An 18,054-nucleotide genomic window follows, 5' to 3' on the forward strand; every position below is an offset into this window, starting at 1 on the left:
GTCCTTGTGCTCGGCTCGAATCAGTGCGGCGTGAACGTGACGCGCTCAGGCACTGGCTTGAACGTCCCGATCTGGCTCCAGATCGGCATCGCGAGGAAGAACGCGAAGTACAGAATGGTGCCGATCTGCGAAATGATCGAACCGATCGGGCTCGGCGGCTGGATGCCCAGGTAGCCCAGCACCGCAAAGGCGATCACGAAGAGGATCAGCAGCGTCTTGTGGAAGCCCGGGCGATAGCGGATCGACTTGACCGGCGATTGGTCCAGCCACGGCAGGAAGAAGAAGATCACCACCGAGCCGCCCATCACCACCACGCCCCAGAACTTGGCGTCGATGAACTTGAACCCCAGCGCCAGAATCACGGCCACAACCACGGCCACGATCTTCACGTTCATGCTCTTCGTGCGGGCAAACAGCAGACCCAGCATGATCGCGATGAACCCCCACAGCCACGGCAGGAAGTCCGACGTGGTCGCGCGCAGCATCGAGTAGAACGGCGTGAAGTACCAGACCGGCGCGATGTGCGGCGGCGTCTTCAGCGAGTCTGCTGGGATGAAGTTGTTGGCTTCCAGGAAGTAGCCGCCCATTTCCGGCGCGAAGAACACGATCGCGCTGAAGATGAACAGGAACACCGCCACGCCCACGATGTCGTGCACCGAGTAGTACGGGTGGAACGGAATGCCGTCGAGCGGGATGCCGCGCGCGTCCTTCTTGGCCTTGATCTCCACGCCGTCCGGGTTGTTCGAGCCCACTTCGTGCAGCGCGATGATGTGCGCGACCACCAGGCCCAGCAGCACCAGCGGCACGGCAATCACGTGAAACGAGAAGAAGCGGTTCAGCGTGGCGTCGGATACCACGTAGTCACCGCGAATCCACAGCGACAGGTCCGGGCCGATCAGCGGGATGGCGGAGAACAGGTTCACGATGACCTGCGCGCCCCAGTACGACATCTGGCCCCACGGCAGCAGATAGCCCATGAAGGCTTCGGCCATCAGGCACAGGAAGATCAGGCAGCCGAAGATCCAGACCAGCTCGCGCGGCTTGCGGTACGAGCCGTACAGCATGCCGCGGAACATGTGCAGATACACGACGATGAAGAACGCCGACGCGCCGGTCGAGTGCATGTAGCGCACCAGCCAGCCCCACGGCACTTCGCGCATGATGAACTCCACGCTCGCATAGGCGACGGGGATGCCGGCGGCGTTGAGCGTGCCGTCCGGCTTGTAGTTCATCACCAGGAAGATGCCGGTGACGATCTGGATCACCAGCACCAGCAGTGCCAGCGAACCAAAGAAATACCAGAAGTTGAAATTCTTCGGCGCGTAGTACTCCGACAGATGCGCCTTCCACAGCTCCGATGCCGGGAAGCGTGCGTCGATCCAGCCCAGCAGCCCGGTTGTCTCCACCTTCTTCTCGGCCATGATCAAGCCTCTCCTTTCTCGTCTTTACCGATCAGCAGCTTCGTGTCCGACAGGAACATGTACGGCGGAACGTCCAGGTTCTGCGGCGCGGGCTTGTTCTTGAACACGCGACCGGCCAGGTCAAACGTAGAACCATGGCACGGGCAGACGAAGCCCGGATCGCCAGCCAGTTGCACGTTGGCACCAGCCGGGAACGGACCAGACGGAGAACAACCGAGGTGAGAGCAGATGCCGACCACGACCAGCAGGTCTTTGTGTTCGGTGCGGGAGCGGGTTTCGTTCTTGCAGTAGTCCGGCGTCTTCATGGTGAAGGGCACGTCGGACTTCGGGTCGGCGACTTCGGGGTCGGTCTTCTTGAGCGATTCCAGCATCTCGGGCGTGCGCTTGAGCAGCCAGACCGGCTTGCCGCGCCATTCCACCACCTTCATCTGGCCAGGCGCCAAATCGCTCACGTCTGCCTCGACGGGCGCGCCCGCTGCGCGGGCCTTCTCAGAGGGTGCGAATGTACAAACGAAAGGGGCCGCAACTGCAACCCCTCCCACACCACCAGCCACGGACGTCGCAATCAACAGATTACGGCGCCCCTTGTCCACGTTTTGCTGCTCACTCATTCAAGACCCCAGCGTGAGAAATCAAGATCGGTTCGCGTCAACCAAAAATTATACCCGAGCGTACCTGGCCAACAATACCGGTCGCGGGGCACACTGCTTGCGGATATAGTTGACGCACCGATCTCCCGCCAGCCCTTAGCCGGCGCGGCTTCGGAGTGTCTCCCAGAAACGCGCTTTCTACAATTCAGGTCAACCAATCAGTAGCTTGACCGTTTGTGTCGAATCAAACAATCCGGAGAAAACCGATGGCACTGATAGAAGACTTCAAGAAGTTTGCGATGCGCGGCAACGTGATCGACCTGGCGGTGGGTGTGATCATCGGCGCGGCATTCGGCAAAATCGTCGATTCACTGGTCAACGATTTGATCATGCCGCTGATCGGGCGCGTGATCGGCAAGCTCGATTTCTCGAATCTGTTCGTCGCCCTAGCCGACGTGCCCCCGGGGGTGCCGAACACGCTGGCAGACCTGAAGAAGGCGGGTGTGCCAGTCTTCGCCTACGGCAACTTCATTACCGTGGCGGTCAATTTCCTGATCCTGGCGTTTATCGTGTTTCTGATGGTGCGCGCCATCACGCGCGTGACCGAATCCAACAAGGCACCCGAAGCCGCCCCTGCAACGCCAGAAGACATTGTGCTGCTGCGCGAGATTCGCGACAGCCTGAAGAACAAGCAGTAACCGGAAGCGGTGTCACACCGGATTCGGAATGTCAATGAAGGTGTGACGCACCCCAAAGCGCTCGGCGAGGTGGTTGCCGAGCGCCCGGACGCCGCCACGCTCGGTGGCATGGTGACCGGCCCCGATGTAGACAACACCCGATTCGCGCGCCAGATGCGTGGTCTGCTCGGAGGCCTCGCCACTCAGGTAGACGTCCACGCCGGCGGCTACCGCCGCGTCAAACCAGCCTTGCGCGCCGCCCGTACACCAACCCACCGTCCGCACCGGGCGATCCAGCCCGCCAATCACCAGCGGCACCCGATCCAGCCGAGCCGTCACGGTTTCTGCGAAAGCGCCCAACGTAGTGGCCTCGGGCAGTACGCCAATCCAGCCCAGTTCATCGTCGCCAAACCGGCCTTGCGGCTCGATGCCCAGCAAGGCGCCCAACTGCGCGTTGTTGCCCAGCTCGGGATGGGCGTCCAGCGGTAAGTGATACGCGAACAGGTTCAGGTCATGCACGAGAAGCTGCTTCAGGCGCGCATGCTTCTGGCCCACAACGCGGCCGTCCTCGCCCTTCCAGAAATAGCCGTGATGCACGAGGATGGCGTCGGCCTGCACGTCAATGGCCGCCTCGATCAACGCGAGACTGGCGGTGACACCGGTCACGATATGGGCGACAGTTTCGCGCCCCTGCACCTGCAGACCATTGGGGCAGTAGTCCCGAAAACGGGCCGCCTGCAACAGGTCGTTCAAGTACAATTCAAGTTCTTTTCGATCCATTTCGACTCAATTTCGCCCTATGTTGCGCCGCTTTTGGCTGTTTTTCGCGCAAGCCGTCACGGTCGTGCTGGCCGTCTGGTTTGTGATCGCCACGCTCAAGCCCGAGTGGCTGCAGCGCGGCAAGCTGGCAGTGCAGTCCGGCTCGCCCATCGTTGCGCTCAAGGAAGTCGCGCCGATCGGCCATGGCGGCACCTCCAGCAACTCCTACGCGGAAGCCGCCAAGGTGGCGATGCCGGCGGTGGTCAACATCTTCAGCAGCAAGAATGCGCCTAAACGCGGCAGCAACCCACAAGCCAGCGCAGATCCGTGGTTCCGCTTCTTTTTTGGCGATCGCGCGCCTGAACAGCGCCAAGAACCCACGGCCAGCCTGGGCTCCGGTGTGATCGTCAGCTCGGAAGGCTACATTCTAACGAACCACCATGTGGTCGACGGTGCGGATGAAATCGAAGTCGCCCTGACCGACGGCCGCAAGGCCAACGCCAAGGTGGTCGGCTCCGACCCAGAAACCGACCTGGCCGTCCTCAAGATCAACCTGCCGAACCTGCCGGCCATCACCCTGGGCCGGCTTGAGAATGTGCGCGTCGGTGACGTCGTACTCGCCATCGGCAACCCGTTCGGCGTGGGCCAAACCGTGACGATGGGTATCGTCTCCGCGCTGGGCCGCAGCCACCTGGGCATCAACACCTTCGAGAACTTCATCCAGACCGATGCCGCGATCAACCCGGGCAATTCGGGCGGCGCACTGGTCGACGCCGACGGCAACCTGCTGGGCATCAATACGGCCATCTATTCACGCTCGGGCGGCTCGCTTGGCATCGGCTTTGCGATTCCGGTGTCGCTGGCCAAGCAGGTGATGGAGTCGATCATCTCGACCGGCAGCGTGGTGCGCGGCTGGATCGGCGTTGAACCGCAAGACATAACCCCAGAGATTGCGGAGTCGTTCGGCCTGTCTCGCAAGGATGGCGCGCTGATTGCCGCAGTGGTCCAGGGCGGGCCAGCGGATCGCGCAGGCCTGCGCCCGGGCGACATCCTGACCAGCGTCAACGGCGAATCGATTCTCGACACGACGGCGCTGCTCAATAGCATCGCGCAGCTCAAGCCGGGTGCAGAAGCCAAGGTCACGGTGTCGCGCAAGGGCAAGGCTGTCGAACTGACGATCCTTGTCGGCAAGCGCCCACCGCCGACGCGACGCAACGTACCGATGCCTTCCCCGGACGAAGAGGAACAGTAAGCGAAGGGTTCGGAACACACAAACGGCGGCCAGATGAGCCGCCGTTGTTATTGGGTGCGCACACGGGACCACGTCGGCGCCTTCGGGGACCATGCGATCGCCGAAGCCACCATGGAACGCAGCCAAACGAACGCCAGCCCCAGCGCCCTGTGAGCGCAGGCCGACCTCCGTCCTCTGCCAAACACATCTAGTTCCGCTCGGCGCGCTTCGGAAGCCGCAAGCAACGCTCGAGGCTACATCCCCCCCGTCTCCACATTGCCGCCGCGGCCATGCGATCACTGGACGTTTAGCAACGATGCAGCAGCACAGATCGCTCCCCTCCCCGCGGAAACATCTCGAATAACATGCAGCACAAAGAAAAACGCCGACCCCTTTCGGGATCGGCGTTTAACCGTTTAATTCGATGCGCTCTTACGAGCGCGTCAAATTAGAACTTGTGACGCAGACCGACGGTAGCGCCGATCTGGTTGTTGCTGTTGGCGCTGTTCGAGAACACTTGGTTGCCGTTCGTCAGCGTCGTGCCAGCGTAGCTAGCGTCGTTCAGGCCCATCACGCCCAGACCCGAGCCGCCGCTGTTCTTAGCATAGGCCACGTTGAAGTAGGCGTCGGTGCGCTTCGACAGAGCGTAGTCGGTGCCGACCACGAACAGCCACGGGTTGCCCGTTGCGCTGTTCTTGAACTGTTGGTAGTAAGCCGTGCCGGTGAGCGACAGAGCCGGGGTAGCTTGGTAGCCAACGCCTGCCCAGTACAGGTTCGAACGCAGGTTGCCGGATTGACCAGCTTGTGCGTAGTTAGCCTTGTACCAACGGTAGCCAGCGTACAGCTTGGCCGGGCCGAAGGCGTACGTGCCAGCGATCGTGGCGCGTTGTTCCTTGTTATCAACCAGAGCAGCCGTCGTGTTGTTCGACTGGTCGTACACAACGCCCACGCCGAACGGGCCGCCAGCGTAGTTAGCGCCCAGGCTCCACTCACGACCCAGCTTGTTCAGGCCAGCTTGCTCGTTGCCATCGCGGTTGAACGAGTACAGAGCCGAAACGCCCAGGCCACCGAACGTGCCAACGTACTTAACGGCATTGTCAGCGCGACCCGAGAAGTACTGGTCTTGCGAAGCCAGCGAGTAACGCGTGGCGATTGCCATCGGGTCATAGATCAGCGAGAAGTCGTACAGCAGGTTTTGCTGACGACCCAGGGTCAGTTGACCCCACTGGCCTTGCAGACCAACGTAAGCGTTACGGCCGAACAGACGACCACCTTGACCCGACGCGCCGGTGTCCAGGTTGAAGCCGCTTTCCAGGTTGAAGATACCCTTCAGGCCACCGCCCAGGTCTTCAACGCCACGCAGGCCCCAACGCGAGCCCGACAGGCCGCCCGAATCCAGGCCGAAACGCGAGCTGCCACCACCGGTGGTGTTCGGCACCTTGTTTGCGTACGTCAGACCAGCGTCGACCACGCCGTACAGGGTCACGGAGGATTGTGCATAGGCGCCGCTGGCGGCCAGAGCTGCAACAGCAGCTGCAAACAGTTTCATCTTCATATCGACACTTTCCTTGTCAACTGATTGGGAAATCTTGACTGTCCTTATGGACGACGCAGATACCTCACGTCTGACCGCATTATGTGCCAGCGTTGACGGATTCCGGAAACCCTTTTTGGCTCTGGGACGCGATTTGCGGCCAAGTTGTTGCTCATGGGCAACAGGCAAAACGCCCCCTCAAGCGGGGGTCTCGACCAGCTTTTTGCGCGATGGCGCGGGGGTTAGCGGGCGATTGCGAGGCGCTTCCGCGCAACAAATTTGGCGCTTTGTGACAGTCCCAAATTGTCGCCTTCCGGCCACGCCACCGTTTAAAAAGCGATTAATAAGTCTCTTTATGGACGACCCAGCGACGCGTGCCATCGTTTTAGGAAATCGGCACGGCGAAGCTGATCTTGATGGGCAAGTAAACCCGGCCCGACAGGAATCGGACGGTGTGTATTGCCGAGCTCGGCGAGCAGGCGCTTGGCGGTCAGGCCGGTTTCGACGTCTTGGCGCAGGGAGAACAGAAATGCCCGGTCCGCCATCACGCTTTGGCCATCGCGGGAGAGCATGAAGTCCAGCCAGAGGCGTGCGGCGTTTGGCCGGGCGGCCCTGCGGGCAATGAAGGCGACACGCGTGGCGACCAAGGTGTAGTCGGTCGGCATTTTGACGGCGAGCGCCGGATTACGATCGGCGTAGCGGGCGGCATAGGAGCCGATCACGTCATAGGCGAGCAGGCTTTCGCCGGAGGCGACGCGCTCGAGCATGGCGGCCGTGGTGATGTACAAGTTGACGTTGACGCCACCCAGTGCCTTGGCAACCTCCCAGAACACGGGCGTGGTGCGCGCATCTTCGGCGGCGAACAGGAAGGCGGAGCCGGAGTGCTCGATGTCGTACGACGCCACGCGGCCGCGCAGAAAGTCGCGATGGCTGTTGAGAATGCGGGCGAAGTCGGCGTGGGTGGACGGGATCAACTCCGCTGGCAATTGGCGCGCGTTGTACACAAAGACGATCGGCTCGTAGCTTGTGCCGTACGCTTCGTTCTTCCAGATCGCCCATGAGGGCAGATAGGGGCGCTCCGGGGAGGCATACGGCAGCGCGTGTCCGTCGTTCACCAGCTTGAATTGCTCGGGCATCGCCGAGCTCCAGACCACATCGGCGCCCGGCGACTTGGCGCCAAGTTCGGCGAGGAAGCGGCGGTAGATGTCGTCGCTGTTCTGCTCGCGGTAGTCGACGGTGATGCCGGGGTAGCGGGTCTCAAATGCGCGGATGAGCGGGTGCGCGGCAGAAAAGTCCGTCGTCGAGTAGACCGTGACGCGGCCTTCCTTGCGCGCGGCGTTGACCATGGCGCCGTAGTCGTGTGGATAGTACGAAGGCAATTCGGGCGCCGGACGGCCCAACCACTGTGCGCTCGCCTGCCGCGCGCCAAACGATATGGCGCCGCTTGCGGCCAGCAACGCGGCAGTCTGACCAAGCCAGCGGCGACGGGAATTCGAAATGGACGACATGGAGCTCAGGCCGCATCGAATAGGAAGGGGATCGGGATGCGGGCGCCACGCATTATCATGAAAAAGCGGATCGAACGATATTGAGAGACACCCGATGCGGATTTTGCTGGTGGAGGACGAGGAAGAATTGGCGGCGTGGCTGGCGCGCGCGCTGGCGCAAAGCGGTTTCGTGGTGGAGCGCGCCGCCGATGGCGTGTTGGCCGAGGCGTTTCTCGGCTCCGGAGAATTTGATGCGGTGGTGCTGGACCTGCGCCTGCCGCGCAAGGATGGCTTTGCGGTATTGGCCGACATGCGGGCGCGCGACGATCGCACGCCGGTGTTGATCCTCACCGCGCAGGGCGCGCTGGATGAGCGTGTGCGCGGCTTGAACGCGGGGGCGGACGATTTCCTCACCAAGCCGTTCGCGCTGTCCGAGTTGGAGGCGCGGCTGATGGCACTGATCCGCCGCAGCCGCGGCCGGGCCTTCCCGCGCTTGCGTTGCGGGCCGCTGGAGTTCGACACCGGGCGCAAGGCGTTTCTGCTGTCAGGCGAGCCGCTGTCGCTCACGCCGCGCGAACACGCTGCATTGTCGGCGCTGCTGCACAAGACCGGTCAGCCGATCGCCAAGGTGCACTTGTTCGACAAGGTCTTCAACCTCGACAGCGATTCGAGCCCCGACGCGGTCGAGGTGGTCGTGCACCGGCTGCGCAAGAAGCTGGCGGGCACCGGTGTGCAGATCATCACCGTGCGCGGCCTGGGCTACATGCTCGAAGCCGGCGCCAGTGATGCGGGCGATGCCGGCGCCACCGCCGACAGCACCCCCGCATGATGCGACGCTTCGCCCGGCTGCCGCGCAGCCTGAAACTGACACTGCTGTGGCTGCTGTTACCGGGGCTGGTCGGCGTGCTGGCCATCGATATCGTTTCCGCATTCCAGGCGCTGCGCGGTGCGACTGACCGCGCGTACGACCGCGCCCTGCTCGGCTCGGTACGTGCCATCGAGAACGGCGTGACGATCGAGCGCGGACAGGTGCAGGTCAACGTGCCGTACGTGGCGCTTTCCATGTTCGAATCGACTGCGCAGAGCAGCGTTTACTACCGCGTTGCGTTCGAACCCGCGCCGGGTAAACCCACAGAAGCCGCGCTCACCGGCTATGACGACCTCCCGCTGCCCACCACACGCCTGGAGAACGACACCGAGTTCTTCTACGACGCGACGTATCACGGCGAGCCAGTACGCATCGCCGCCGTGGCCAAGCCGCTGTACCAGCCGGGGCTACCGGCACGCATCGTCATTCAGGTGGCCGAGACCATCGAAACGCGGCGGGCGCTGCAGCAGGCGGTCTGGCGCGGCACGCTGTTGCGCGATGCGGCTTTGGTGGCCGTGAGTGCGGCGCTGTTGTGGCTGGGCGTGACGGTCGCGCTGCGGCCGCTCAATCGCCTGGCGCGCAGCATTGGCGTACGCGCCTCGGATGACCTCCGCCCGCTCGACGCCACCGACGTGCCCACCGAGGTTCGCCCGCTGGTGGAAGCGATCAACCATCACATCCATCGCTATGAGGAGCTTGCCGAGGCGCAGAGCCAGTTCCTTGCCGATGCCTCGCACCAGTTACGCACGCCGCTGGCCGTGTTGCTGACCCAGGCGGAATACGCCCTGCGCGAGACCGATCCAATGCGCGTGCGCGAAAGCCTGTCCGCCATCATCGCGCGGCTGCAGTCGACCAACCGGCTGACCACGCAATTGCTGGCGCTCGCCCGCGCGCGCCACGCGGGGCAGGACACGCCGCCCGAAACCTTCGACCTGAGCGAACTGGCGCGCGACGTAGTGCTCGATGCGCTGCCCCTGGCGCGCGAGAAACAGCAAGACCTCGGCTGGGATGACGGCGGCCATGGCAGCCACGAAGCGCGCCTCACCGTGACCGGCTACCCGGCCTTCCTGCGCGAGGCGCTCTCCAACCTCGTGCATAACGCGATCCGCTATACGCCGGCCGGCGGGCGCATCACCGTGCGCGCAACGGCCGATGGCGATGCCGCGCTCGTCTGCGTGGACGACACCGGCCCAGGCATGAGTGCCGACGAACGCACCCATGCGTTCCAGCGCTTTCGCCGTGCGCACGAGGGCGGAAATCGCCCGGCGAAGTTGAAAAATGCGCCCAAGGATGGCCCCAAAGATGGCCGTTACGCCGCCGAGGGCTCGGGCCTCGGCCTAGCCATCGCGCGCGCGTATGCCGCACGCAGCGGGGGGCAGATCGAACTGGCCGATGGCGAGCCCAATGACCACGGCGGCGTGGGCCTGTCAGCGCGCATTCGCGTGCCGCTGACGGCCTCAATTGCCGCCCCTCAGCATGCTGCAACGCAGCAGCCACAATGAAAGCGTGACGAAAGCGCGCGACTTCTATACTGCGCCGCACCTGGGGCCCTCCGTCTGAACTGCACACCATAAGCAGTCGGCCCCACACCATCACAAGCAAACAGGAGACAAACCCATGCTTCGTGGCCGCTTTCTGCCTGCGCCCATCGCGCAGACCGCCCTCGCTTCCATTGCCGCTGCCGCGCTGACCCTCAGCAACGCTGCCTTCGCCCAAGTTCCGGCTGGCTACCCGGCCAACTACGCCGACACCATCGCCGCCGCCAAGAAGGAAGGCAAGGTCGTCGTCTACGCCACGACCGACACCAAGGCTGCGGACCCGCTGATCAAGGATTTTGAGTCGCTCTACCCTGGCGTGAAGGTCGAGTACAACGACATGAACAGCAGCGAGCTGTACAACCGCTTCATCAGCGAGCAGGCCGCCGGCGGCGCCTCGGCTGACATGATGTGGAACTCGTCGATGGACTCGCAGCTCAAGCTCGCGCAGACCTACGCCCTGAAGTACGACTCGCCCGAAGTCCCAAGCCTGCCGAAGTGGGCCATCTACAAGGGCCTAGCCTACGGCACGACGTACGAGCCGGCTGTGTTCCTGTACAACAAGCGCCTGATCAAGGACAGCGAAGTCCCGCAGACGCACGCCGACCTCGCCAAGCTGGTCGGCAGCCAGGGCGACCGCTTCAAGAACAAGGTCACGACGTACGACATCGAGAAGTCCGCCGTGGGCTTCATGATGGCGGCGCAGGACAACCAGGATTCGCCGCAGTACTTCGACTTCATCAAGGCGGTGGGGCCCAACCTGGTGCTGCAGTCGTCCACCGGCACGATGATGGAGCGCGTGGCCTCGGGCGAAAACCTGATCGCCTACAACATCCTCGGCTCGTACGCGCTGGCGCGCGCCAAGAAGGACCCGTCGATCGGCATCGTGTATCCGAAGGACTACACGCTGGTGGTCTCGCGCGTGGCGATGATCGCCAAGAAGGCGAAGAACCCGAACGCCGCCAAGCTGTGGCTCGATTACATCCTGTCCAAGCGCGGCCAGGACATCCTCGCCAACAAGTCGGACCTGCACTCGCTGCGCGACGACGTGACGGGCGAAGCCACCGCCGCTGGCCTGAAGAAGATTCTCGGCAACACCATCAAGCCGATTCCGGTGGATGAGTCGATCCTGACCTTCTTGGAGCCGAAGAAGCGCCTGGACTTCATCAAGCAATGGCGCACCGCCGCCGGCCGCTGATCTGCTGACTTGCTGATCACGACTCACTTCATCTGACCAAACTCCGGCGCCGCCCGTATCAGGCGCCGGCCCCTCCTGGAGGCACCATGCGTTCCCTAGCGCAAGACCGTGCCGCCGCTGCCCAAGCCCTCCCCAAGCGCTCGCCCTGGACGCGTGTGGGACAGGCTTTGCCGCGCGGTGTGGTCATCCTGCTTACCGCGCTGGCGATTTTCACGCCGCTGGCGCTGATCTTCTACCAGAGCTTTCTCTCTGCGCCGTTCTTCATGCCGGACGCACTGGCGGGGCTCGATGCGTACCGCTTCATCTTCGATGATCCGGACTTCTGGCACGCGTTCGAAAAGTCCGCCGCGCTGGCCCTCGGCTTGGCGGTGATCTCGGTGCCGCTGGGCGGCATCCTGGCGTTCCTGATGGTGCGCTCTGACCTGCCGGGCCGCCGCATCATCGAGCCGCTGCTGATGATCCCTGTGTTCGTCTCGCCGATGGTGCTGGCGTTCGGCTATGTGGTGTCGGCCGGCCCGGTCGGCTTCTACACGATCTGGTTCAAGCAACTCTTCGGTGGCGCGCCGTGGAACGTGTATTCGTTCACCAGCATCATAATCATTGCGGGTCTGACGCACGTGCCGCACGTGTATCTGTATGTCTCATCGGCGCTGCGCAGCCTCGGTTCGGATGTGGAAGAAGCCGCGCGCATTGCGGGTGCATCGCCGCTGTCGGTGGCGCTCAACGTGAGCCTGCCGATGGTGCGCCCCGCGCTGCTGTACGCGGCCGTGCTGGTGATCTTCCTGGGCTTCGAGGTGTTCGGTCTGGTGCTCGTGTTGGGCGATCCGGAAGGCCACTTGGTGCTGGCCACGTACCTGTACAAGCTGACCAACAAGCTCGGCACGCCGGCCTATCACCTGATGGCGGCCGTGGCGGTCTGCCTGGTGATGGTGACGTTCCCGCTGGTGCTGCTGCAACGCTACATGCTGCGCTCGGCCAACCGCTTCGTCACGGTCAAGGGCAAGGTCACGCGCAGCCGCCCGCTGCCGCTAGGCAAGTGGCGCTGGCCCGCCTGGGCGATCGTGGTGTTCTGGTTCTTCGTCTCGGTGGTGGTGCCGCTGTCGGGCATTGCACTGCGCGCATTCGTGTCGAACTGGGGCGAAGGCGTGTCGCTGACGCAAGCCGTGTCGCTCACCGCGTTCCACCAGATCTTCGATCAGCCGCAGTTCCTGCGCGCGATGGTCAACACGGTGCTGATCGGCGTGATCGGCGGCGCCATCGCCGTGGCCTGCTACACCTGCATCGGCCTGGCCATGCACCGCAAGCCCGACGGTTGGACGCGCTTCCTCGACTACAGCGTGCTGGTGCCCCGCGCCATTCCGGGTCTGCTGGCCGGTCTGGCCTTCCTGTGGGTGTTCCTGTTCGTGCCGAACTGGGTCGAGACCGCCCTGACCGACAGCAGCGTGCCGTTCGCCAACTGGATCATCGAGCACGTCGTGCCGAGCCTGCGCGACCTGCGCAGCACGATCTTCAGCGTGTGGATCGCGTACACGGTGGTGTGGATGGCCTACGGCCTGCGCCTGATCTCGGCCGCGCTGCTGCAGGTCGGCCCAGAACTGGAAGAAGCCGCGCGCTCGGTGGGTGCCACCCGCGCCCGCACCACGCGCGACGTCACCGTGCCGCTCACGCGCTACGGCCTGCTCGGCGCCTGGCTGCTGATCTTCCTGATTTTCGAGCGCGAGTACTCAACCGGTGTGTACCTGCTCTCGCCGGGCACCGAGACGATCGGCTCGATGCTGGTTTCCCTGTGGGCGGGCGGCGCCATCGATATCGTCGCCGCGCTGTCCTTCGTCAATATCGTGCTGGTGGCCGTCGGCCTCGGCATCGCACTGCGTTTCGGGGTAAAGCTCCATGATTGAACTCACTGTCAACGACCTGCACCTGCAATACGGCAACAACCCGGTGCTCAAGGGTGTCTCGATGCAGCTGCAGAAGGGCGAGGTCGTCTCGCTGCTGGGCCCGTCGGGCTCGGGCAAGACCACGCTGCTGCGCGCCGTCGCCGGCCTGGAACAAGCCAGCCAGGGCACCGTCCAGATCGGCGACCGCGTCATGTTCGACGGCACCAAGAAGTTGGATGTGCCAGCCGAGGGGCGCAACCTGGGCCTGGTATTCCAGTCCTACGCGCTGTGGCCGCACAAGACCGTGGCCGAGAACGTCGCCTACCCGCTCAAGCTGCGCAAGACGCCGTCCGCGCAGATCAAGGAACGCGTGCAGGCCGTGCTGCAGCAACTGGGCCTCGGTCATCTGGGCGAGCGCTTCCCGAGCCAGCTCTCCGGCGGCCAGCAGCAGCGCGTGGCGATTGCCCGTGCGCTGGTCTACAACCCGCCCGTGATCCTGCTCGACGAGCCGCTCTCGAACCTCGATGCCAAGCTGCGCGAAGAGGCCCGCGCCTTCCTGCGCGAGCTGATCGTGCGCCTGGGGCTCTCCGCGTTGATGGTCACCCACGACCAGAGCGAAGCGATGGCCATGTCCGACCGCATCCTGCTGCTGAACAACGGCGTGATCGAACAGCAAGGCACGCCCGAGCAGATGTACGGCGCGCCCGAGACGCTTTTCACCGCCGAGTTCATGGGCAGCAACAACCGCGTCAACGGCAAGATCGCCGAGGTGCGCGATGGCATGGCGCGTCTGGTGGATGAGGCAGGCGGCTGGTCGCTGTGGGGTGTGGCACGTGGTGATCTGAAGCCGGGTGCGTCAGCGCATGGCGTGATCCGCCTGGAGCAGGTGCGCGTAGGCGTGGATAACGCCGACAACACCATCCGCCTGCCGCTGGCGACCCGCATGTACCTGGGCGACCGCTGGGAATGCCTGTTCCGCGCCAGCGGCGCCACGGGCACGGGCCTGCGCGCCTACGCTAGCAGCGCGCCGACCGACGGCCAGTACGCGCTGACCTTCCCGCGCGAGCAGTTCTGGTTGTACGCGGCGTAAGCAGCTTCAGCGGTTTCAACGGCAATAAAAAAGGCAGCCTCGGCTGCCTTTTCTTTTTGCGATCCTCCGATCAGTCCTTCACCACCGGCAGGTGTTCCGGATCGGCCTCGGGCGCCGCGGTCTTGCGCAGGAAGATCGCCGCCAGAATCAGCCCCAGTTCATACAGCAGCCACAGCGGCACGGCCAGCAGCAACTGCGACATCACATCCGGCGGCGTCACCACCGCGGCAATGATGAACGCGCCCACCACCACGTACGGCCGCGCTTGGCGCAGCTTGTCCAGGCTGACGATGCCAAAGCGCACCAGCACCATCACCACCACCGGCACCTCGAAAGTGATGCCGAAGGCGAGGAACGTGGTCATGGCAAAGCTGAGGTACTTGTCGATGTCGGTCGACATCTCGGCACCCAATGGCGCGTTGTAGTGCGCCATCACCTTGAACACCGTCGGAAAGACGAGGAAATACGCGAATGCCACGCCGCAGAGGAACAGCACGTAGGTGCTCACCACCAGCGGCATGATCATGCGCTTTTCGTGCGCGTACAGCCCCGGCGCCACGAAGCGCCAGATCTGGTACAGCACCCAAGGCAGCGCGATCAGGAAGGCGGCCAGCAGCGTCACCTTCATCGGCACGAAGAACGAGCCGGTGACGTCCGTCACGATCATGTGACCGTTCTTGGGCAGCGCCTGAATGAGCGGCCGCGAGAACAGGTTGAAAATGTCCGGCGCCCAGTAGACCAAGCCCAGGAAGATCAGCAGCACACCCGCGCCGGCCTTGACGATGCGCTCGCGCAACTCGACCAGGTGCGAGATGAAGGTTTCCTGCGCGCCGTCCTCGGGCGATTGCGGATCGAGCGGAGCGGCACTCATGTCGGCTGAAGGGGGATGCGATCAAAGCGCCGCACCACAAAGCGGGGCGGCGCCAAGAAAATCATTCGAAAAAGGAACGCCCGCGCGACTGCGCGGCAACGATGGGCGGACGGTGACGCTTGACGCGCGCCGCGCCCGATTGCGCCCACATGCGCACGCCCTGCTTCTGGCGGTACCACTTGGGCATCGAGAGCTGCTTGTTGCGCCAGCTGTTGCGGCCGTTGCGCGACTTGCCCGGCGCGGGGCGCCAGTCGGGCGTGGAGGTGGCTGTCTGCGCAGACGGATCGCCCAACGCCTCATTCAGGCGCTCGTTGATCTCGCTCGTGTGCTTGCTGACCTCCTGGTGGATGGTCTGCTCGACATTGCGCGCGGCCTGCTCGAAGTCGGTGCGCATCTTGCGCAGTTCTTCGAGTTCAATCTCGCGGCTCACCTCGGCCTTCACATCGGCGATGTAACGCTGCGCGCGGCCCAGCAAAGCACCGGCCGTGCGCGCCACCTTGGGCAGACGCTCCGGCCCGATGACGACGAGCGCCACCATGCCAATCAACGCCAGCTTGGAAATACCGAGATCGATCATCGGTCAGCGTGCGCCGGTGCTCAGCCTTGCTTGGACTTGTCGCGCGCTTCGACGTCGATCGTCGTCGAGTCGTGCAGTTCGCGCGGCGGCTGGCCGGCGGTCTGTTGCGGGGCGGCCGGCTTGTCGTCCGCGGCGCCTTCCTTCATGCCGTCCTTGAAGCCCTTCACAGCACCACCGAGGTCCGAACCGATGTTACGCAGCTTCTTCGTGCCGAACACCATCATGACGATCACCAGCACGATCAGCCAGTGCCAAATGCTAAAGGAACCCATGTCCTACTCCCACGTGAAATACAGCGAGTGGCGCCGCAGCGGTGGCAGCACCATTGGTTGATGTTACTGGTTGGCGTACATCGGCTTGCCGTCGTTCAAATACAGCCAGCCTTTCACAATACGATACAGCATCCAAATGCCCAGAACCCACAGGATGGCAAAGCCGATCAGGAAGAATGCCAGCAGAAGACCGATGGCTCCCCACAATACGGACCACCAGAACGATCGGATCTGCCAGCGGAAGTGCGACTCATACAGCGTGCCACGCACATCATCGAGCTTCACGTAGTTGATGATGATGGCGACCAGAGCGGTGCAGCCGAATGTCAGCCAGTAAATGGCGTACAGCGCATACAGAATATGCGTCAGGCGCCGCAGTCCGGTCAGGCGCTCTGCGTCATCCGTCACCACCATTGCCGCTCCGTATTTGTCCACGCTGCCTCCCTGCGACGATGCGTCATCGTTGGTCAGTCACCGGCGGCCCTATTCACCTGCCGCATCGCGCGCCTGCGACTTGCGCAACGCTTTCTCTTCCAGCCCGGAGAGCCCTTCGCGGCGTGCCAACTCATTGACGACGTCGTCCGGCGTCAGATCAAAGTGCGACAGCAGCACCATGGTGTGGAACCACAGGTCGGCCACTTCGTAGACGACCTTGCTGCGCGCCTCGTCCGTCATGCCGGCGGCGCGGGCGTCCTTGGCGGCCATGACCGTCTCGGTGGCCTCTTCGCCGATCTTCTTGAGGATGGCGTCGTCGCCCTTGTTGAACAGGCGGGCGATGTAGCTCTTGTCCGGGTCGCCGCCGTTGGCGAGCTTGCGGGATTCAAGCACCTCGCCCAGGCGGCGCAGGGTGTCACTCATGGTTGTGGCCGGGCTTGCCGGCGTAGATATCGTCAGGATTCTTGAGGACGGGCTCGACGGTGTGCCAATCGCCGTCTTCCACGTTGCCTTCGAACTTCTGGAAGAAACATGCGTGGCGGCCAGTATGGCAGGCGATCCCGCCGACTTGTGTGACACGGAGCAAGACCACGTCTTCATCGCAGTCGAGGCGGATTTCGTGCACCTTTTGAATGTGCCCGGATTCCTCGCCCTTGTGCCACAGACGCTTGCGCGAACGCGACCAGAAAACGGCCTCGCCGGTTTCCACGGTCTTCTGCAGCGCCTCGCGGTTCATGAAGGCGAACATCAAAACGTCGTTGCTGCCCTGCTCCTGCACGATCACCGGCACCAGGCCGTTGTCGTCCCAGTGGACCTTGTTCAGCCACTTCTTGCTCATAGTCCGATCCGTACTGGAATGCCTTGCTCAGCCATGAATTGCTTGGCCTGGCCGACGGTGTACTCACCGTAGTGGAAGATGCTGGCGGCCAGCACCGCATCGGCGTGGCCTTGCTGGATGCCGTCTGCCAGATGCTGCAGGTTGCCGACGCCGCCGGAGGCGATGACCGGCACCGGCACGGCATCCGACACAGCACGCGTAAGTTCGAGGTCGAAGCCGGCCTTGGTGCCGTCGCGGTCCATGCTGGTGAGCAGGATTTCGCCGGCGCCGCGCTGCGCCATTTCGCGCGCCCAGGCCACGGCGTCCAGGCCCGTGCCCTTGCGGCCACCATGCGTGAAGACCTCCCAGCGCGGCGCTTCGCCTTCGGCCGACACCTTCTTGGCGTCGATGGCCACGACGATGCACTGCGCGCCATGGCGGGCACTGGCGTCCGACACCAGCTGCGGGTTCGAGACGGCCGACGAGTTCATGCTGATCTTGTCCGCACCGGCATTGAGCAGTCGGCGCACGTCTTCCAACGCACGCACACCACCACCCACCGTCAGCGGAATGAAGACCTGCGACGCCACCGCCTCGATGATGTTCAGCATCAGGTCACGCCCGTCAGACGTGGCCGTGATGTCGAGGAAGGTGATTTCGTCGGCGCCCTGCTCGTCGTAACGGCGCGCGATTTCAACGGGGTCGCCCGCGTCGCGCAATTCGACGAAGTTGACGCCCTTGACCACCCGGCCGTTGGTCACGTCCAGGCAGGGGATGATTCGTTTGGCTAGCATGATGAGTCGGGTGCCGCAGCA

General features: G+C 63.6%; 19 protein-coding genes. 7 read left to right on the forward strand and 12 right to left on the reverse strand.

What is annotated here, in order from left to right; all coding sequences use genetic code 11:
* Positions 1-20: 20 nt before the first annotated feature.
* Positions 21-1,424, reverse strand: coding sequence for a cytochrome b (locus ACS7SF_RS07175; RefSeq protein ID WP_439892720.1), 1,404 nt, complete (start codon positions 1,422-1,424; stop codon positions 21-23).
* The gene (gene petA / locus ACS7SF_RS07180) at positions 1,424-2,032 is read right to left on the reverse strand and encodes a ubiquinol-cytochrome c reductase iron-sulfur subunit (RefSeq protein WP_439892329.1); all 609 of its coding nucleotides are present in this window, start codon (positions 2,030-2,032) and stop codon (positions 1,424-1,426) included. Before petA ends, ACS7SF_RS07175 begins: the two co-directional genes overlap by 1 nt.
* A gap of 245 nt (positions 2,033-2,277) precedes the next feature.
* On the opposite strand from petA, the gene mscL reads away from it, so the two are divergent.
* Positions 2,278-2,709 (forward strand): large conductance mechanosensitive channel protein MscL, encoded by a 432-nt coding sequence (gene mscL / locus ACS7SF_RS07185; protein WP_439892330.1) that lies wholly within the window; start codon positions 2,278-2,280, stop codon positions 2,707-2,709.
* 12 nt (positions 2,710-2,721) lie between these two features.
* Here the strand turns inward: mscL and ACS7SF_RS07190 are convergent, their stop codons facing one another.
* Positions 2,722-3,468: a Nif3-like dinuclear metal center hexameric protein gene (locus ACS7SF_RS07190; protein ID WP_439892331.1), complete on the reverse strand. Its 747-nt coding sequence runs from the start codon at positions 3,466-3,468 to the stop codon at positions 2,722-2,724.
* Positions 3,469-3,487: 19 nt separating this feature from the next.
* On the opposite strand from ACS7SF_RS07190, the gene ACS7SF_RS07195 reads away from it, so the two are divergent.
* Positions 3,488-4,699: a Do family serine endopeptidase gene (locus ACS7SF_RS07195; RefSeq protein WP_439892332.1), complete on the forward strand. Its 1,212-nt coding sequence runs from the start codon at positions 3,488-3,490 to the stop codon at positions 4,697-4,699.
* Positions 4,700-5,126: 427 nt separating this feature from the next.
* Here ACS7SF_RS07195 and ACS7SF_RS07200 read toward each other — a convergent pair whose 3' ends face one another.
* Together ACS7SF_RS07200 and ACS7SF_RS07205 are read right to left on the reverse strand one after the other, a co-directional pair.
* Positions 5,127-6,233 carry a porin gene (locus ACS7SF_RS07200; RefSeq protein ID WP_426395352.1) on the reverse strand — a complete coding sequence of 369 codons (1,107 nt, stop codon included), beginning with the start codon at positions 6,231-6,233 and terminating at the stop codon, positions 5,127-5,129.
* A 332-nt stretch (positions 6,234-6,565) separates the two neighbouring features.
* Entirely contained in the window at positions 6,566-7,720 is a 1,155-nt protein-coding gene (locus ACS7SF_RS07205) for an ABC transporter substrate-binding protein (RefSeq protein WP_439892333.1), read from the reverse strand.
* A gap of 94 nt (positions 7,721-7,814) precedes the next feature.
* Here ACS7SF_RS07205 and ACS7SF_RS07210 point away from each other — a divergent pair, with 94 nt between their 5' ends.
* From ACS7SF_RS07210 to ACS7SF_RS07230, 5 genes are all read left to right on the forward strand, one after another.
* Entirely contained in the window at positions 7,815-8,528 is a 714-nt protein-coding gene (locus ACS7SF_RS07210) for a response regulator (RefSeq protein WP_366172740.1), read from the forward strand.
* On the forward strand, positions 8,525-10,069 hold the full coding sequence (locus ACS7SF_RS07215) for a sensor histidine kinase (protein WP_439892334.1): 1,545 nt from the start codon (positions 8,525-8,527) through the stop codon (positions 10,067-10,069). The genes ACS7SF_RS07210 and ACS7SF_RS07215 overlap by 4 nt, the downstream gene beginning before the upstream one ends.
* A 115-nt stretch (positions 10,070-10,184) precedes the next feature.
* The gene (locus tag ACS7SF_RS07220; protein WP_439892335.1) at positions 10,185-11,300 is read left to right on the forward strand and encodes an ABC transporter substrate-binding protein; all 1,116 of its coding nucleotides are present in this window, start codon (positions 10,185-10,187) and stop codon (positions 11,298-11,300) included.
* Positions 11,301-11,386: 86 nt separating this feature from the next.
* On the forward strand, positions 11,387-13,198 hold the full coding sequence (locus ACS7SF_RS07225; protein ID WP_439892336.1) for an ABC transporter permease: 1,812 nt from the start codon (positions 11,387-11,389) through the stop codon (positions 13,196-13,198).
* Positions 13,191-14,267 carry an ABC transporter ATP-binding protein gene (locus ACS7SF_RS07230; RefSeq protein ID WP_439892337.1) on the forward strand — a complete coding sequence of 359 codons (1,077 nt, stop codon included), beginning with the start codon at positions 13,191-13,193 and terminating at the stop codon, positions 14,265-14,267. Before ACS7SF_RS07225 ends, ACS7SF_RS07230 begins: the two co-directional genes overlap by 8 nt.
* A 70-nt stretch (positions 14,268-14,337) precedes the next feature.
* On the opposite strand, the gene tatC is transcribed toward ACS7SF_RS07230, so the two are convergent.
* From tatC to hisF, 7 genes are all read right to left on the reverse strand, one after another.
* Positions 14,338-15,138 (reverse strand): twin-arginine translocase subunit TatC, encoded by an 801-nt coding sequence (tatC, locus tag ACS7SF_RS07235; protein WP_439892338.1) that lies wholly within the window; start codon positions 15,136-15,138, stop codon positions 14,338-14,340.
* 61 nt (positions 15,139-15,199) lie between these two features.
* Complete coding sequence (gene tatB, locus ACS7SF_RS07240) at positions 15,200-15,715, reverse strand: Sec-independent protein translocase protein TatB (protein ID WP_439892339.1); 516 nt, start codon at positions 15,713-15,715, stop codon at positions 15,200-15,202.
* Between the two features lie 20 nt (positions 15,716-15,735).
* Entirely contained in the window at positions 15,736-15,987 is a 252-nt protein-coding gene (tatA, locus tag ACS7SF_RS07245) for a Sec-independent protein translocase subunit TatA (protein WP_366172754.1), read from the reverse strand.
* 63 nt (positions 15,988-16,050) lie between these two features.
* The gene (locus tag ACS7SF_RS07250; RefSeq protein WP_439892340.1) at positions 16,051-16,422 is read right to left on the reverse strand and encodes a DUF4870 family protein; all 372 of its coding nucleotides are present in this window, start codon (positions 16,420-16,422) and stop codon (positions 16,051-16,053) included.
* A gap of 48 nt (positions 16,423-16,470) precedes the next feature.
* Positions 16,471-16,845 (reverse strand): phosphoribosyl-ATP diphosphatase, encoded by a 375-nt coding sequence (locus ACS7SF_RS07255; RefSeq protein WP_439892341.1) that lies wholly within the window; start codon positions 16,843-16,845, stop codon positions 16,471-16,473.
* A complete protein-coding gene (gene hisI / locus ACS7SF_RS07260; RefSeq protein WP_027680226.1) occupies positions 16,838-17,260 on the reverse strand; it encodes a phosphoribosyl-AMP cyclohydrolase in 423 nt (140 codons plus the stop codon). The genes ACS7SF_RS07255 and hisI overlap by 8 nt, the downstream gene beginning before the upstream one ends.
* Entirely contained in the window at positions 17,257-18,033 is a 777-nt protein-coding gene (hisF, locus tag ACS7SF_RS07265; RefSeq protein WP_439892342.1) for an imidazole glycerol phosphate synthase subunit HisF, read from the reverse strand. Before hisF ends, hisI begins: the two co-directional genes overlap by 4 nt.
* Positions 18,034-18,054: the final 21 nt, after the last annotated feature.

It is taken from the genome of Ralstonia sp. 25C (assembly GCF_051904805.1).
Lineage (GTDB): Bacteria > Pseudomonadota > Gammaproteobacteria > Burkholderiales > Burkholderiaceae > Ralstonia.

Excerpts from the sequence above, each read along its gene's own strand:
- ACS7SF_RS07205 (WP_439892333.1), bottom strand. The coding sequence starts at position 7,720 with ATGTCGTCCATTTCGAATTCCCGTCGCCGCTGGCTTGGTCAGACTGCC.
- hisI (WP_027680226.1), bottom strand. The coding sequence starts at position 17,260 with ATGAGCAAGAAGTGGCTGAACAAGGTCCACTGGGACGACAACGGCCTG.
- ACS7SF_RS07255 (WP_439892341.1), bottom strand. The coding sequence starts at position 16,845 with ATGAGTGACACCCTGCGCCGCCTGGGCGAGGTGCTTGAATCCCGCAAG.
- ACS7SF_RS07210 (WP_366172740.1), top strand. The coding sequence starts at position 7,815 with ATGCGGATTTTGCTGGTGGAGGACGAGGAAGAATTGGCGGCGTGGCTG.
- ACS7SF_RS07230 (WP_439892337.1), top strand. The coding sequence starts at position 13,191 with ATGATTGAACTCACTGTCAACGACCTGCACCTGCAATACGGCAACAAC.
- ACS7SF_RS07220 (WP_439892335.1), top strand. The coding sequence starts at position 10,185 with ATGCTTCGTGGCCGCTTTCTGCCTGCGCCCATCGCGCAGACCGCCCTC.
- tatA (WP_366172754.1), bottom strand. The coding sequence starts at position 15,987 with ATGGGTTCCTTTAGCATTTGGCACTGGCTGATCGTGCTGGTGATCGTC.
- ACS7SF_RS07225 (WP_439892336.1), top strand. The coding sequence starts at position 11,387 with ATGCGTTCCCTAGCGCAAGACCGTGCCGCCGCTGCCCAAGCCCTCCCC.
- tatC (WP_439892338.1), bottom strand. The coding sequence starts at position 15,138 with ATGAGTGCCGCTCCGCTCGATCCGCAATCGCCCGAGGACGGCGCGCAG.
- tatB (WP_439892339.1), bottom strand. The coding sequence starts at position 15,715 with ATGATCGATCTCGGTATTTCCAAGCTGGCGTTGATTGGCATGGTGGCG.
- ACS7SF_RS07190 (WP_439892331.1), bottom strand. The coding sequence starts at position 3,468 with ATGGATCGAAAAGAACTTGAATTGTACTTGAACGACCTGTTGCAGGCG.
- ACS7SF_RS07200 (WP_426395352.1), bottom strand. The coding sequence starts at position 6,233 with ATGAAGATGAAACTGTTTGCAGCTGCTGTTGCAGCTCTGGCCGCCAGC.
- hisF (WP_439892342.1), bottom strand. The coding sequence starts at position 18,033 with ATGCTAGCCAAACGAATCATCCCCTGCCTGGACGTGACCAACGGCCGG.
- petA (WP_439892329.1), bottom strand. The coding sequence starts at position 2,032 with ATGAGTGAGCAGCAAAACGTGGACAAGGGGCGCCGTAATCTGTTGATT.
- mscL (WP_439892330.1), top strand. The coding sequence starts at position 2,278 with ATGGCACTGATAGAAGACTTCAAGAAGTTTGCGATGCGCGGCAACGTG.
- ACS7SF_RS07195 (WP_439892332.1), top strand. The coding sequence starts at position 3,488 with ATGTTGCGCCGCTTTTGGCTGTTTTTCGCGCAAGCCGTCACGGTCGTG.
- ACS7SF_RS07215 (WP_439892334.1), top strand. The coding sequence starts at position 8,525 with ATGATGCGACGCTTCGCCCGGCTGCCGCGCAGCCTGAAACTGACACTG.